Origin of the sequence: Kosakonia oryziphila, from assembly GCF_900094795.1 — a bacterium.
In the GTDB taxonomy this organism is placed as follows: Bacteria; Pseudomonadota; Gammaproteobacteria; order Enterobacterales; family Enterobacteriaceae; genus Kosakonia; species Kosakonia oryziphila.
Genome location: NZ_FMBC01000014.1, coordinates 1 through 14,995 on the forward strand (window position 1 = coordinate 1; position 14,995 = coordinate 14,995).

A 14,995-nucleotide genomic window follows, 5' to 3' on the forward strand; every position below is an offset into this window, starting at 1 on the left:
TGGGACTGAAACACGCCCGCGTAACCTCGCGCTTAACTACATTGTGAGAGCTGCATAATGGATAAAAATGTCGCTGTAATGACTGATGGGTTTGCATCCAGCGAAGGCTGGCTCGACGTTTATCACTTTGATCGTGAAACGTCAGAATACACCGGAACAACAAACGAGTGGATATCGTTTGCCACCAGCGTTCCTGCATGGTCTACGGATGTTGCACCGGGAGAATCAAAGCAGGGCTTCACGCAAGTTTTTGACGTGGATAAAAAAACGTGGGGTTACATTACCGATCACCGGGGAGAAACCGTTTACTCAACAGCCAGCGGTGAATCGTCAGAAGTTGACTATATCGGTGATATTGCAGATGGCTATGTAACTAGCGCTCCCGCAACAGTTTACGATAAGTGGGACGGCGAAAAGTGGGTGACCGATACGGATGCACAGCATGCAGGAGAGGTGGCCAGCGCTAAAGCGCTTCAGGAGAAATACATCGCTGCTGCTAATGCGTACATGTCCGATCGGCAATGGCCAGGCAAGGCCGCAATTGGGCGGCTTAAAGGTGATGAGCTGACTCAATACGGTCTGTGGCTGGACTATCTTGACGCGCTGTATGCAGTAGACACATCAGCAACAGACATTGAGTGGCCTTCACAGCCTGCATAAAACAATGGTGCTGCATCACAGCACATGAAAGAGTGTGATGCAGCCAGACCGTCTGGTGTTCATGCCTGGCAGTCGGCTGCGGATGCTACACCAGTGCTATCGTGAAAACCAGTCATCCGCCGATTCCCACACTTCCTGAAGCAACTCCTGCACATATTCCTTATCACCTTCCTTATCCGCCGATCGCAGCACTGACAGCCCGTCGTTGCTGGCCGTCTTCACTATCACCTCAGCATCTTCATATCTGGCGCTGAGACGCTTAATCATTTCCTGCGTCAATGCCTCAATGGAGCCTTTCGGCATGGCTTTGGCTTTCTCTCTGGCAATGCTGATTTCTACACGCACGATAATCACCTTTTAATTGCTGGTTGGATGTACAGTATTATGTCGGCGGGGATAATCAGTCAAATGGAGAATTAGCTATTTGAGTACATTATTAAGTACATACTGTAGTTGGTGTGTTAATTAAATTAAATAAAATCAATTAATTAATATGAGATTAATATAGTCGTGAAAGAGAAAAGTGGGCGTTGCTGCGGAATCAGACACCAGTTGCTCATCCTGTCAGTAAATATGTCGCTTATGGTAAACCATCCCACCCTGTGCGCCGAAGAAAAAACCGTCACTGTTCCACAGAACCTCGCAAAACCAGTCTGTTAAAACTGATCTGTGTCACATTTTTTTGCAATTTAACCAGGTAACGACACACGAAGTTCCGTAAAAAGGACAGCGATTTTTGATGCTATTGAGGATATTTCATTGAAACGCCGTTTGTTTGCTGCTTCTTTGCTGGCGATTTGCGTATATAACGCCCAGGCCGACGACTTACCTTTTGCCCCACAGCCGCCGGCTATTCAGGCTGGCTCCTGGGTATTGATGGATTACACCACCGGGCAAATCTTAACTGCGGGCAACGAGCATCAGCAACGTAATCCGGCGAGTTTGACCAAACTGATGACCGGCTATGTGGTGGATCGGGCGATCGACAGCCATCGTATCAGCGCGGATGATGTAGTGACGGTAGGAAAGGATGCGTGGGCGAAAGGCAACCCGGTTTTTGACGGTTCATCGCTGATGTTCCTGAAGCCCGGCGACCACCTGACCGTGCGTGATTTGAGCCGTGGTTTGATTGTCGATTCGGGTAACGATGCCTGTGTGGCGCTGGCTGATCATGTTGCGGGCGGCCAGCCACAGTTTGTCGCTATGATGAATGACTATGTGCAGAAGCTGAATCTGCGCGATACCCACTTCGAAACTGTCCACGGGCTGGATGCACCTGGGCAGCACAGTTCGGCTTACGATCTGGCGGTACTGTCCCGCGCCATCATTCACGGCGAGCCGGATTTCTATCATATGTACAGCGAAAAAAGCCTGACGTGGAACGGCATCACCCAGCAAAACCGTAACGGGTTATTATGGGACAAAACCCTCAATGTCGATGGGCTGAAAACCGGTCACACTTCAGGTGCGGGCTTCAATCTGATTGCCTCTAGTGTTGACGGCCAGCGCCGTCTGATTGCGGTGATCATGGGGGCAGATAGCCCGAAAGGCCGTGAAGAGCAGGCTCGCAAATTGCTGCATTGGGGACAACAAAACTTCGATACCGTCGAAATTTTGCGTAACGGCAAAAAAGTTGGCAGCGAGCGCACGTGGTACGGCGATAAAGAGCAGATTGCGGTTGGTACGGATCAGGATTACTGGCTGGTGCTGCCAAAAGCAGAAGTGCAAAACGTCAAAGCAAAGTATGTGCTGAGCAGTAAAGAGCTGGATGCGCCGCTGGCGGCGCATCAGCGGGTGGGGGAGATTCAACTTTACGATCGTGACCAGATGATCGCTCACTGGCCGCTGGTCACGCTGGAAAGTGTCGGCAAAGGCGGTTGGCTCTCGCGTCTGAGCGACTGGCTGCATCATAAAGGTTAATGCGTATACGGGCAGAGTGGCGGTGATGCGAGTCTGCTCGCATAATTGATGACTCCGACACGCCAGACGATCGTCGGACGCTATACTGTATAAACAAACAGTAACGCTACGGGAGTCAACATGAGTTACAACGTGAAGCAACTGGAAAAACGGCGTATCGCCGGGTTCCATCTGGTCGGGCCCTGGGATTTGACGGTGAAAGAGGGCTTTAAACAGCTAATGATGTGGGTCGATAGCAATAAGATTGCACCGCTTGAGTGGGTGTGCGCCTATTACGATAACCCTGACGAAGTGCCGCCAGAAAAGCTGCGCGCTGATGTTGCCATCACCGTCGACGCTGGCTTTCAAATCCCGGCAAATAGCGAAGGAGTGATCCTCACGGACATTCCCGGCGGCCAGTACGCAGTGGCGCAGGCGAGGGTGTACAACGAAGAGTTCGAGGCGTGCTGGGATCTCTTCTTTGATGAGCTGCTTAGCGATCAATCCGTGCAAATTGCTGCGGGTCCTTGCTTTGAAGTCTACCTGAACGATGCTCAACAGGATGGTTACTGGGAAATCGACATGCATATCCCGGTTGAGCCGAAAAATCTGTAAGCGATAAATTAACCAGAAGAGGCAACAGAGAAGCGCTGTCGCCTCTTTTTTTCGCGCAGGGGTGCTATCTGCATCCGAAAAAACCTACAATTGCGCCTTTGTCGGTTCAACCGGGGGAAGCGACTGTGCGTCGTGACAAATCACTCAGTCCTTTCGAAATTCGTCTCTACCGCCATTATCGTGTCGTACACGGTGTGCGTATCGCGCTGGCTTTTATTCTGACCTTTTTGCTGATCCGCCTGCTGAAGGTGCCGGAAGGAACCTGGCCTCTGATCACGCTGGTGGTGCTGATGGGGCCGATCTCCTTTTGGGGAAACGTGGTTCCGCGCGCATTTGAACGCATTGGCGGCACAATTTTGGGTGCGGCGCTGGGTCTGGTGGCATTAAAACTGGAGCTTCTCTCACTGCCCGTGATGCTGCTGTGGTGTGCGGTGGCCATGTTTCTTTGCGGCTGGCTGGCGCTGGGCAAAAAGCCTTATCAGGCGCTGCTCATTGGTATTACGCTATCGGTGGTGGTGGGGGCGCCGCCAGGTGATATGCATACCGCGCTGTGGCGTAGCGGCGATGTGATTATCGGTTCGCTGCTGGCAATGCTGTTTACCGGGATCTGGCCGCAGCGGGCATTTTTGCACTGGCGTATTCAGATGGCCAACTATGTCACCGCATTCAACCGCGTTTATCAGGCGGGTTTCTCCCGTAACCTGGTCGAACGGCCGCGGCTGGAAAAACATCTGCAAAAAATCCTCAACGACGTGGTGAAGATGCGCGGTCTGATAACACCCGCCTGCAAAGAGACACATCTGCAAAAAGCGATTTTCGAAGCCATCCAGACCGTCAGTCGCAATATGGTCTGCATGCTGGAACTGCAAATCAATGCTCACTGGGGCTCACGTACCAGCCATTTTGTGATGATCAACGCACATACGTTACGGGATACGCAGCGGATGACTCAACAAACGCTGCTGACCATTGCTCATGCGCTGTATGAAGGCAACCCGCAGCCGATTCTGGCTAACACTGAAAAGCTAAGTGAAATTGTGGCGGAATTGCGCCAGTTGGGCGACGAACATAAAGGCGATGCGCTGGCTGAAACTTCGATTCACGGTTACGTCTGGCTGAGCATGGAGCTGGCCCGTCAACTGGAACTGCTGTCACATTTGATCTGTCGGGCATTGCGCAAATAACGGCCAGATAACCGCATACCGTTGTTGGGTTGTTTCGATTCAGCTACATTTACGGTTATGATAGCCGACAGGAAAAACCATTGTCTTATGCGACCACATTGGGTAGGTTTGCCTCTAAGGTGGTTGCTTTAACGAATCCGAATCTCACATTATCAGGGGTGTAAAAATGGAAACAAATAAGCCTTCATTCCAGGATGTTCTGGAGTTTGTGCGTCTGTTCCGCCGCAAAAATAAATTGCAGCGCGAAATCCAGGACGTGGAGAAGAAGATCCGTGATAACCAGAAGCGCGTGTTGTTGCTGGACAACCTGAGCGACTATATTAAGCCGGGTATGAGCATAGAAGAGATCCATGGCATTATCGCCAGTATGAAGACCGACTACGAAGATCGTGTGGACGATTACATCATCAAAAATGCTGAACTGTCGAAAGAGCGCCGCGAAATATCCAAAAAACTCAAAACCATGGGCGAACTGAAGCCGATTGAGCCAAAAGCGGAATAACGCCTCCAGCGAGTGGTGAGAGGTGTGCCTCTCACCCTTCCTGTACGCCTCCTGCCACCATTTTCAGCAGATAATTTTGCGGCCAGTGCGCCGTCAACCCGGCCTCTTTCAACTTCCGGCGAACGCTTTCCACATCATGGCGCTGTCTATCAAGCAGCAACCCAACCACGCTTCCGCTGTGGGCAACATTCAGCCCATACAGATCGCAACGCTCCACCAGCTCGAGCAGGTCGGGAAACGCTGGTTTCGGCAGCAGCACCTGGCTGGCAATCGCGCTTAACGTCGCGGCTTCTCCCAGCCGCGCGGCATCATTTTCTACGCAGGCCTGCTGCAACAGGCGCCATGCATTATCCAGTGTACAGGCATTTTCCAGCAGCGCCTGCTGGCGCGGCAGACGATGATAAGCGGCAGTGGTCAGGGTTAGCGGACTTTCAAGCAGCAGCACGTCGCACCCTGGCAAACCGCCGCAGGTAATCTGTGTTGTGGCAGTATTGTGATCGAACAGCGTCAGGCGCGAAAAGATAGTGCTGTCGGTCGGCTCCAGCGCCACGCACAGTTGCGCCAGCGTTTTCTCATCCAGCGGTTGCTCAAGGTGACGGGCCGTTGCCACTGCGGTGGCGGCAATATCCGCGGTGCTGCTGGCCATGCCTTTGGCCAGGGGAATTGTAGAGCGGCACTCGATGCGCAGTGTGTGCGTCAGCGTTGCAGGTAACTGCCAGTGTGCCAGGAGCTGGTTAACCATACGGCGTGTCAGTGGCCGTTCATTCACCTGAGGTTTGCCGTGCGTGACTTCGACACTGCTGTACCAGTCCACCGGGCAGGAGACCAGTTTTTCACCTCCCAGGATCCAGCCCTGGATTATTTCACCGCACGATGCGGGACAATGCGCCAACGCCACGCTGCAACTCCTTTCACAATCAAAGCCCGGATAGTGTCATTTCGACCCGGCGAACGCCAGAAATTCGCGCAGACCCGCTATTTGTGCAAAGTTTTTCGCCAGATCGGTCAATTGACTCCGCAGGCATTTCGTCTGCGAAATAAGGCAAATTATAAGGGCGATTAAATTTCCGTTAGCAATATTTTGTTATTCCGTATGTGCCTGAGCACTTTCTGAAGCCTTAATATGCCAGGGGGGCGATGAAAAGGGTGAGCAATAAATTGTCATAGCGCAACAAATTATTATTTGCTCAAAGATAAACTGAACCCGCTTTTATTTCCCTGCTGCGATATAGTGCGTTCAGGGGAAAATCAGGGTAATAATGACGTGCCATGATTAAAACTCTATCAGGTTTGCCGCAAATGCATTTTGCGGCTGGGAAGGGGGTGTAAATCCCCCGCAGCCCCCGCTGCTGTGATGCTGACGACCCCGTAATCGCCACTGATCGTAAGATCGGGAAGGGCGGGTGAGGATGACGCTAAGCCAGAAGACCGGCCTGATGGACATTATCAACAACTTCGGTGGGAAGTGGGTTGCTCAGTAGCGTACGGTCGAAAGACTGGGTCAATACGCGTCCTGGCTCCGTTCTTTCTACCTGCCACAGGGTTACAGGAATGTCAGACAGACGCAGCGCCTTTATCCTTGCCGGAACCGGCAGCGGCTGTGGGAAAACCACCGTCACGCTCGGATTGCTCACCGTGCTGCAACGTCGTGGTTTGCGCGTACAACCCTTCAAAGTGGGGCCGGACTACCTTGACACCGCCTGGCACAGTGCCGTTACCGGCGTGGCTTCCCGCAACCTGGACAGCTTTATGTTGCCGCCGCCTGTGCTAAATGTACTGTTTCGCCAACATGTTGCCACCGCCGATGTCGCTGTGATTGAGGGCGTGATGGGGCTTTACGATGGCTACGGCTCCGACCCCGACTATTGCAGCAGCGCGGCGCTGGCAAAACAGCTTGCGGTTCCGGTGATCCTGCTGATCGACGGCAAAGCCGTTTCCACCTCAATTGCCGCCACGGTCATGGGGTTTCAGCACTTTGACCCGTCGTTGCACATTGCCGGAGTGATCGTCAACCGGGTAAACAGTGACAGCCATTTTCAACTGCTGAAACACGCCATTGAGCATTACTGTAACTTACCGGTGCTGGGATATGTTCCTGTTACTCCCGGCGTGGCGCTGCTGGAACGTCATCTTGGTCTGGTCACTGCTCGCGAATCGGTCGTCGACGCGCAGCCATGGCATGAATTTGCCACACACCTGGAACAGACCCTCGATATTGACCGCTTACTCACCCTGAGCCAGACAACCACGCTGCCGCAGGGGACGTTTCCTGACATGCCCGCGCCAGAGGCGGGAGCAGGGTTGACACTGGCACTGGCTGACGACGAAGCCTTCAACTTTTATTACGCCGATAATCTGCAACTGCTTGAACACGCCGGCGTGCGCATCGTGCGTTTTAGCCCGTTGCATGACTATGAGTTGCCCACATGCCAGATGCTGTGGCTGGGCGGCGGTTATCCGGAGTTGCATGCGCGTGCATTGTCGGCAAACCAGCCGATGCGGGATGCCATTCTCACCGCACACCGACGTGGCGTGGCGATCTATGCCGAGTGCGGTGGCCTGATGTATCTCGGTGATACACTGGTGGATGCCGCAGGCGATAAGTGGCCGATGGTTGGTGCCATCCCCGGCCACAGCCGGATGAGCAGCAAGCTTATCCGCTTTGGTTACTGCGAAGCCCGTGCAACGCAGCAGACGTTACTTGCTGCCGAAGGGGAAACCCTGCGCGGCCACGAGTTTCACTATTCCGATTTCACCCCGTGCGTCGATGCCGTGCTGGCATGCCATAAAACGCGAGATGGCGAAGTGCTGAAGCGCTGGCAGGGCGGCTGGCAGGTGGGAAACACCTTTGCCAGCTATTTGCATCTGCATTTCGCCCAGCGTCCAACGATGCTGCAACACTGGTTTGCCGCCGCAAGGAGCGCGTCATGACGCTGCTGGCCTGGTGTGTTGCATTTCTGCTCGATCGCTTACTTGGCGACCCGCCACACTGGCCGCATCCGGTGCGCTGGATTGGTGCGCTGATTAACCTCGTACAAAGCACCGTCCGGCGAGTGTGCCGCAGCGATACAGCATTGCGCATCGGCGGCGGCGTGATGTGGCTACTGGTGGTGGGGATCACCTGGGGTGTTGCCTGGGGTGTGCTTGCGCTGGCGCAGACAATCAATCCGTGGTTCGGCTGGTGCGTGGAGGTGTGGATGATTTACACCCTGCTTGCCACACGTTGTCTTGCGGATATGGCGCGGGAAGTTGAGCAGGCGCTGCGCTTCGGCTCTCTTGCCGAAAGCCGCGAGAAGCTGTCGTGGATTGTCGGTCGCGATACCGCGCAGCTCCAGCCACCGCAAATCACCCGCGCGGTAGTGGAAACTGTGGCGGAAAACACCGTCGATGGCGTGATCGCGCCGCTGTTCTTTTTATTGCTCGGCGGCGCGCCGTTGGCAATGGCCTACAAAGCGGTCAATACACTGGATTCGATGGTGGGCTACAAGCATGAAAAGTACCGCGCGATCGGCATGGTTAGCGCGCGGCTGGATGATGTCGCCAACTTTATCCCGGCACGTCTGAGCTGGCTGTTACTCAGTACGGCGGCATGGCTCGCAGGTGATCACGCGGGCAATGCGCTGCGTATCGGTTTTCGCGACCGGCGCAACCACAGCAGCCCCAACTGCGCCTGGCCGGAAGGCACTGTCGCCGGGGCACTTGGCGTGCGGCTTGGCGGGCCAAATGATTACTTTGGCCAGCGGGTCGAAAAACCGTGGATTGGCGATGAGCTTCGCGCCATTACGCCGGATGATATACCCCGCACCATTCGCATGATGTGGTTTGCCGCCACGCTGGCGCTGGTACTGTTTGCGCTGATACATCTTGCCCTCGCAGGCGCATAAGGATGAAGACGATGGATTATTTGCAACAACCGCAGGCTATTGAAGCCAAAAGTTTTGTCATTATCGGTGAGATTATCCAGCAAACACGCCCCGATTTTTGTTTTGCCAGTCCACTGCATGAGGCGGTAATCAAACGGGTTATCCACACCACCGCTGATTTTGACTGGCTCGATATTTTGTGGTTTTCCGATGACGCGCTGCAACGCCTGTGCAAGGCGATAACGCAAGGCTGTACCCTTTATACCGACACCACGATGGCGCTTTCCGGTATTAACAAGCGGTTGCTGGCGCAGTTCGGTGGCGAAGTACGTTGCTACATCTCCGATCCACGCGTAGTGCGCAAAGCCAAAGAGGAGGGTATCACCCGCTCGATGGCGGCGGTCGATCTGGCGCTGACGGAAGCGGAAGCGAAAATTTTTGTTTTCGGCAATGCGCCTACAGCGTTGTTCCGCCTGCTGGAACACCAGGTGCCGGTCAGCGGCGTGGTTGGCGTGCCGGTCGGTTTTGTGGGGGCTGCGGAATCGAAAGAGGCGCTGGTAGAGAGCGGTTTGCCGGCCATTGCCGCACGTGGTCGCAAGGGCGGTAGCAATGTGGCTGCGGCGATTGTTAATGCGCTGCTCTATCACTTGCAGGAGTCGCAATGAGCCAGACCTTCGACGATCCGGTATGGCATAATGGTAGAGCCCTGCGCAAAGGCTATACCACTGGTTCCTGCGCCACCGCAGCGGCAAAAGTCGCGGCATTGATGGTGCTGCGACAGCACATCATTCACCAGGTCTCGATTGTTACTCCCTCCGGCGTCACCCTGCACCTGAATGTCGAATCGCCACACATTGAAGGCCAGCAGGCGATTGCCGCCATTCGCAAAGACGGCGGCGACGATGTGGATGCCACCCACGGCATGCTGATCTTTGCCCGCGTCACGCTCACCGATGATGACCAGATTGTTCTTCGCGGCGGTGCAGGCGTGGGTACTGTCACCCGCAAAGGCATTGGTCTGGCGGTGGGGGAAGCGGCCATCAACCGCACGCCGCGCCAGACCATCGAAGCCGCTGTGCGCGAAGTGATTGGGCCCACTCGCGGCGCACAGGTGGAAATTTTCGCCCCGGAAGGCGAAGAGCGGGCGAAGAAAACCTACAACGGCAGGCTCGGTATTCTCGGCGGTATTTCGATTATTGGCACCACCGGTATCGTGACGCCGATGTCGGAAGAGAGTTGGAAACGCTCGCTATCCCTGGAGCTGGAGCTGAAGCGCGCGGCCGGTATGGAACGGGTGATCCTCGTGCCGGGCAACCACGGCGAGCGCTTCGTGCGTGAGCAGCTTGGCGTATCCGGCGAGATGGTGGTGACGATGAGTAACTTCGTTGGCTACATGATTGAAGAGGCGGTACGTCTGGGCTACCGACAGATCGTACTGGTCGGCCATCCTGGCAAGCTGGTGAAAATCGCTGCTGGTATTTTTCATACCCACAGCCATATCGCTGATGCGCGGATGGAGACGCTGGTCGCACACCTGGCGCTGCTCGGCGCGCCGCATGATCTGCTGCTGAAGGTCAGCGACTGCGACACCACAGAGGCGGCAATGGAGTACATCGACGCTGCCGGGTTCAGCCATCTTTACACGCATCTGGCGAAGCGGATCTGCCTGCGCATCGCACAGATGCTGCGTTTCACGCAAACCCCCCCGCAGTGTGATGCAGTAATGTTCTCTTTTGATAACCACGTGCTGGGCGCAAATCGCCCGCTTGAAGAGATTGCCGGAGAGCTGAAATGTTAACCATCGCCGGCATGGGGCCGGGTAACCTCACGTTGATGACGCCGCAGGCGCTGGAGGCGGTGGCGCAGGCGGACGTGCTGGTCGGCGGCAAACGCCACCTGGCGCAGTTTGCAGATTTTCGCGGTGAAGCCCGCGTTCTGGATGCAGACATCCCCGGCCTGCTGGCGTGGCTTGAGCAGCAGCAACAGCGGCGCGTGGTGGTGCTGGCCTCTGGCGATCCACTGTTTTACGGCATCGGCACACGTCTGGTGGCACATTTCGGCATCGGGCAGTTGCGCATTATTCCCGGTATCAGCGCCGTGCAGTATCTCTGTGCGCGCACGGGCATTGACATGAATGACATCTGGCTCACCAGTAGCCACGGGCGGGTAGTGGATTTCGACGCGTTGGCCCGCGCCCGCAAAGTGGCGATGGTCACTGACGCAAAGTGTGGGCCAAAAGCGATTGCCGAGGCATTGATGGCACGAGGCGCAGAAGCGTGCTGGCTGGTTATCGGGGAAAACTTAGGGCTCGACGATGAGCGCATCCACCGGCTGCGTCCGGCGGAAGTACAGGCCGAATACGCAATGAATGTGGTGGTGATCCTCAATGAAAGATGATCTGTTTATTCGTGGTGAAAAGGTGCCGATGACCAAAGAGGCGGTGCGCGCGTTGGCGCTGTCAAAGCTGGAGTTGCATCGCGCGCAGCACCTGATCGATATCGGCGCCGGTACCGGCAGCGTCAGCATTGAAGCGGCGCTGACGCATCCGGGCTTGCAGGTCACCGCCATCGAGCACAACCCGGCGGCGCTGAGCCTGCTGGAAGATAACTGCCTGCACTTTGGCTGTCGCAACATTACCATCGTCACCGGCGTTGCGCCGCTGTTTGTCGAGCGGCCTGCCGATGCAGTGTTTATGGGCGGCAGCGGTGGCAACCTGACGAAACTGATTGACTGGTCGCTGGCGCAGCTTAACCCCGGCGGACGACTGGTGATGACCTTTATTTTGCAGGAGAACCTTAACAGCGCGCTCTCACATCTGCATACCCGCCGGGTTGCCGCACTGGATTGCCAGCAAATCCAGGTCTCCCTACTTACCGGGCTGGGTAGCGGTCATTACTTCAAAGCGCATAATCCTGTCTTTTTGATTTCCTGCGAAAAGGAGAAGCAGCGTGGCTGATAACACTGATGCGCAAACGGTCTGGTTTGTCGGTGCCGGGCCGGGCGACCGTGAACTGATCACCCTGAAAGGCTACCGGCTGTTGCAACAGGCTCAGGTGGTGATTTACGCCGGATCGCTGATCAACACTGAACTGCTGGAGTATTGCCCGGCTGACGCAGTATGTCATGACAGCGCCGAACTGCATCTTGAGCAAATTATCGACCTGATGGAAGCCGGAATAAACGCCGGGAAAGTGGTGGTGCGCCTGCAAACCGGTGATGTTTCGCTTTACGGCTCGGTGCGCGAGCAAGGTGAGGAACTGACCCGGCGCGGCATCCGTTGGCAGGTGGTACCGGGCGTCAGCGCGTTTCTCGGCGCGGCGGCAGAATTGGGCGTTGAGTATACCGTACCGGAAGTGTCGCAAAGCCTGATTATTACTCGCCTGGAAGGGCGGACACCTGTGCCGGAGCGCGAGCAGCTTGAATCCTTCGCCAGCCATCAGACGTCAATGGCTATCTACCTTTCCGTGCAGCGCATCCACCGCGTGGCGGAGCGCTTAATTGAAGGCGGCTATCCGCAGACCACGCCTGTGGCGGTGATCTACAAAGCCACCTGGCCACAGAGCCAGACAGTACGCGGCACGCTGGCTGATATCGGCGACAAAGTGCGCGAAGCAGGTATTCGTAAAACCGCGTTGATCCTCGTTGGCGCATTTCTTGGTGAGGAGTACCACTACTCGCGGCTTTATGCGGCGGACTTCAGCCATGAATACCGTAAAGCCTGAATCAATTGCGCTGTTCTGTCTGACGCCCGGCGGCGTAGCGCTGGCGAGCCGTCTGAAAGCAGCGTTGCCGATGACCTGTTTTACCAGCGAGGAGTTGCTCACCGACGGCTTTCAGCCCTTTGAAGGCAGCTTTGCACAGACCCTGCGCGAGGCATTTTGCCACTACCCGGCGGTGGTGTTTATCGGTGCGACGGGCATTGCCGTAAGGGTGATTGCCCCGCTGATCAACGACAAATTTCTCGATCCGGCGGTGATCGTCATTGATGAACGCGGCCAGCATGTGATCAGTCTGCTTTCCGGCCACTGTGGCGGCGCGAACGCGCTGACGCGTTATCTGGCGGATGTGCTGGGTGCCGATCCGGTAATCACCACGGCGACTGACGTGAACGAAATGGCGGCGCTGGACACGCTGGCCTGTCAGCTTGATGCGCGAATGGTGGATTTTCGCACGGCGGTAAAGACCATCAACCACATGCTGGTAAGCGGTAAACGCATCGGCCTGTGGTGTGAAGAGGCGCTGCGTGAAGAAGTGGCAAGCTGCGACACGCGTGGTTTTATCCCCGTCACGCACCTTGATGCCCTGCCGAAACTGGACGGGCTGGTCTGTGTCTCCATCCGGGCGCTACTGCCTGCGCTGCCCGTGCCGGTGTTCAAACTGGTGCCAAAGCGCGTGGTAGCGGGGATCGGCTGTCGGCGTGATACGCCGTTTGCCTTGCTGTCGGCGTTACTACAACGCCAGTTTCAGGCGCAGGCATTCGATCCGCTGGCGCTGCGGGCGATTGGCAGCATCAGCGTAAAGCAGGATGAGAAAGGGTTACTGCAACTGGCGGAGAGCCTACAGGTGCCGTTTGAAATTTTTACTGCGCAGGCGCTGCGTCAGCACGAACATCGCTTTCCGTCCTCGGAATTTGTCCGGCAGAGCGTGGGCGTGGGTAGCGTTTCCGGCCCGGCAGCCTGGCTGATGAGCCAGGGGCAACTGGTGGGAGAAACCCTGCGGGAGCAGGGCGTGACAATTACTTTGGGAGTTTCACACTGATGTTGACGGTAATTGGGATTGGTCCCGGCTCACAGGCAATGATGACCATGGAGGCCATCGAAGCGCTCCAGGCGGCGGAAATTGTGGTGGGCTACAAAACCTACACGCACCTCGTCAAAGCCTTCACCGGCGATAAGCAGGTGATCAAAACCGGCATGTGCAAAGAGATTGAGCGCTGCCAGGCGGCAATCGAGCTGGCGCAGGCCGGGCATAACGTGGCGCTGATAAGCAGCGGAGATGCCGGGATCTACGGTATGGCCGGGCTGGTGCTTGAGCTGGTTAACAAGCAGCAACTGGATGTGGATGTTCGGCTGGTGCCGGGTATGACCGCCAGCATCGCCGCCGCTGCGTTGCTGGGCGCACCGTTAATGCACGATTTCTGCCATATCAGCCTGAGCGACCTGATGACGCCGTGGCCGGTTATCGAAAAACGCATTATCGCGGCGGGTGAAGCGGACTTCGTCATCTGCTTCTATAACCCGCGCAGCCGGGGCCGCGAAGGGCATCTCGCGCGAGCATTTGAACTGCTGGCGGCCAGCAAAAACGCCAACACACCGGTGGGCGTGGTGAAATCTGCCGGGCGCAAGAAAGAGGAAAAATGGCTGACCACACTTGGCGAGATGGATTTTGAACCCGTTGATATGACCAGCCTGGTGATTGTCGGTAACCGTGCCACCTGTGTGCAAAACGGTCTGATGATCACCCCACGAGGTTACACCCTGTGACGGCAGGCGAGGTGCTGGTGATAGGCGGCACCAGCGATGCGCGGCTGATTTGTCAGCAACTGGACGAGGCCGGAGTGCGTTATACACTGTCGGTCGCCACGCCGACCGGCACGCAACTGGCAGGCAACATTTGCGGCCAGGTGCGCTGCGGGCGGCTGGAGATGGACGAGATGGTTACGTGGCTCAGACAGAACAACACGCGCTGGGTGATAGATGCTTCTCACCCCTATGCCGAAGTGGTCAGCCACAATATTGCCCACGCCTGTCACCAGGCGCAGGTATTACTGAGCCGTTATCAGCGCCCGGAACAACAGCCGGAGCTGCAACATCCGCTGTTGTTCAACGTCGCCACGCTGGAGGAAGCCTGCGACAAAGCCCGTCATCTGGGTGAGCGCATCTTGCTGACCACCGGCAGCAAAGATCTGGCGCGCTGGCGTAACGGATTGCCGGGAAAAACGCTGCTGGCGCGCGTTCTGCCCGTGGCGGATGTGCTGGCGCAGTGTGCAGAACAGGGTTTTGGCGTGGGGGAGATCTTCGCGCTGTGCGGTCCGTTTAGCGCTGAATTTAACGCCGCGTTTTATCGCCAGTACCGCGTTGAGGTGATGATCACCAAAGCCTCCGGCGCGGAAGGCGGTTATCTGGAAAAAGTACAGCCCGCACTGGATGCTGGCATTCCGTGCATTGTGATTGCCCGGCCGCAACCGCTGGTTATGGGCGATGAGTTACTCAACGGTCAGGATGCTTTTGCCGGACGCTTGCAGCGCTGGCTGGCGGCACAGTGAGGAGAAC

The 14,995-nt window shown here is 56.2% G+C and carries 17 protein-coding genes and 1 riboswitch; of the genes, 15 read left to right on the forward strand and 2 right to left on the reverse strand.

The window, feature by feature from the left end; genetic code table 11:
* Positions 1-57 precede the first annotated feature (57 nt).
* Positions 58-660 carry a tail fiber assembly protein gene (locus GA0061070_RS08450; RefSeq protein WP_425256043.1) on the forward strand — a complete coding sequence of 201 codons (603 nt, stop codon included), beginning with the start codon at positions 58-60 and terminating at the stop codon, positions 658-660.
* Positions 661-756: 96 nt separating this feature from the next.
* Here GA0061070_RS08450 and GA0061070_RS08455 read toward each other — a convergent pair whose 3' ends face one another.
* A complete protein-coding gene (locus tag GA0061070_RS08455; protein WP_090135443.1) occupies positions 757-1,005 on the reverse strand; it encodes a DinI-like family protein in 249 nt (82 codons plus the stop codon).
* Positions 1,006-1,419: 414 nt separating this feature from the next.
* On the opposite strand from GA0061070_RS08455, the gene dacD reads away from it, so the two are divergent.
* From dacD to GA0061070_RS08475, 4 genes are all read left to right on the forward strand, one after another.
* Positions 1,420-2,580, forward strand: coding sequence for a serine-type D-Ala-D-Ala carboxypeptidase DacD (gene dacD / locus GA0061070_RS08460; protein ID WP_090135262.1), 1,161 nt, complete (start codon positions 1,420-1,422; stop codon positions 2,578-2,580).
* A gap of 120 nt (positions 2,581-2,700) precedes the next feature.
* Positions 2,701-3,174, forward strand: coding sequence for a DNA gyrase inhibitor SbmC (sbmC, locus tag GA0061070_RS08465; protein ID WP_090135264.1), 474 nt, complete (start codon positions 2,701-2,703; stop codon positions 3,172-3,174).
* Between the two features lie 125 nt (positions 3,175-3,299).
* Positions 3,300-4,358: an FUSC family protein gene (locus GA0061070_RS08470; RefSeq protein WP_090135266.1), complete on the forward strand. Its 1,059-nt coding sequence runs from the start codon at positions 3,300-3,302 to the stop codon at positions 4,356-4,358.
* A 166-nt stretch (positions 4,359-4,524) separates the two neighbouring features.
* Positions 4,525-4,860, forward strand: a complete 336-nt coding sequence (locus tag GA0061070_RS08475; RefSeq protein ID WP_139109740.1) for a DUF496 family protein — start codon at positions 4,525-4,527, stop codon at positions 4,858-4,860.
* Between the two features lie 31 nt (positions 4,861-4,891).
* Here GA0061070_RS08475 and GA0061070_RS08480 read toward each other — a convergent pair whose 3' ends face one another.
* The gene (locus tag GA0061070_RS08480) at positions 4,892-5,758 is read right to left on the reverse strand and encodes a GHMP family kinase ATP-binding protein (protein WP_090135270.1); all 867 of its coding nucleotides are present in this window, start codon (positions 5,756-5,758) and stop codon (positions 4,892-4,894) included.
* A gap of 371 nt (positions 5,759-6,129) precedes the next feature.
* Positions 6,130-6,311: riboswitch (cobalamin riboswitch) on the forward strand.
* A gap of 100 nt (positions 6,312-6,411) precedes the next feature.
* Between GA0061070_RS08480 and GA0061070_RS08485 the strand changes: the two genes are divergently transcribed.
* From GA0061070_RS08485 to GA0061070_RS08530, 10 genes are read left to right on the forward strand one after another with little or no spacing between them, the layout of a single operon-like run.
* Entirely contained in the window at positions 6,412-7,791 is a 1,380-nt protein-coding gene (locus GA0061070_RS08485) for a cobyrinic acid a,c-diamide synthase CobB (RefSeq protein ID WP_090135272.1), read from the forward strand.
* Positions 7,788-8,744, forward strand: a complete 957-nt coding sequence (gene cbiB / locus GA0061070_RS08490) for an adenosylcobinamide-phosphate synthase CbiB (RefSeq protein WP_090135274.1) — start codon at positions 7,788-7,790, stop codon at positions 8,742-8,744. Before GA0061070_RS08485 ends, cbiB begins: the two co-directional genes overlap by 4 nt.
* A gap of 11 nt (positions 8,745-8,755) precedes the next feature.
* Positions 8,756-9,388, forward strand: a complete 633-nt coding sequence (locus GA0061070_RS08495) for a cobalt-precorrin-8 methylmutase (protein ID WP_090135445.1) — start codon at positions 8,756-8,758, stop codon at positions 9,386-9,388.
* The gene (gene cbiD / locus GA0061070_RS08500) at positions 9,385-10,521 is read left to right on the forward strand and encodes a cobalt-precorrin-5B (C(1))-methyltransferase CbiD (protein ID WP_090135276.1); all 1,137 of its coding nucleotides are present in this window, start codon (positions 9,385-9,387) and stop codon (positions 10,519-10,521) included. The genes GA0061070_RS08495 and cbiD overlap by 4 nt, the downstream gene beginning before the upstream one ends.
* The gene (gene cbiE, locus GA0061070_RS08505; protein WP_090135278.1) at positions 10,515-11,120 is read left to right on the forward strand and encodes a precorrin-6y C5,15-methyltransferase (decarboxylating) subunit CbiE; all 606 of its coding nucleotides are present in this window, start codon (positions 10,515-10,517) and stop codon (positions 11,118-11,120) included. Before cbiD ends, cbiE begins: the two co-directional genes overlap by 7 nt.
* Positions 11,110-11,679 carry a decarboxylating cobalt-precorrin-6B (C(15))-methyltransferase gene (locus GA0061070_RS08510; protein WP_090135280.1) on the forward strand — a complete coding sequence of 190 codons (570 nt, stop codon included), beginning with the start codon at positions 11,110-11,112 and terminating at the stop codon, positions 11,677-11,679. Before cbiE ends, GA0061070_RS08510 begins: the two co-directional genes overlap by 11 nt.
* Positions 11,672-12,445 (forward strand): cobalt-precorrin-4 methyltransferase, encoded by a 774-nt coding sequence (locus tag GA0061070_RS08515; protein ID WP_090135281.1) that lies wholly within the window; start codon positions 11,672-11,674, stop codon positions 12,443-12,445. Before GA0061070_RS08510 ends, GA0061070_RS08515 begins: the two co-directional genes overlap by 8 nt.
* The gene (gene cbiG, locus GA0061070_RS08520) at positions 12,426-13,481 is read left to right on the forward strand and encodes a cobalt-precorrin 5A hydrolase (protein ID WP_090135283.1); all 1,056 of its coding nucleotides are present in this window, start codon (positions 12,426-12,428) and stop codon (positions 13,479-13,481) included. The genes GA0061070_RS08515 and cbiG overlap by 20 nt, the downstream gene beginning before the upstream one ends.
* Positions 13,481-14,206 (forward strand): precorrin-3B C(17)-methyltransferase, encoded by a 726-nt coding sequence (locus GA0061070_RS08525; RefSeq protein ID WP_090135285.1) that lies wholly within the window; start codon positions 13,481-13,483, stop codon positions 14,204-14,206. The genes cbiG and GA0061070_RS08525 overlap by 1 nt, the downstream gene beginning before the upstream one ends.
* Complete coding sequence (locus GA0061070_RS08530; RefSeq protein ID WP_090135287.1) at positions 14,203-14,988, forward strand: cobalt-precorrin-6A reductase; 786 nt, start codon at positions 14,203-14,205, stop codon at positions 14,986-14,988. Before GA0061070_RS08525 ends, GA0061070_RS08530 begins: the two co-directional genes overlap by 4 nt.
* The last annotated feature ends 7 nt before the right edge of the window (positions 14,989-14,995 follow it).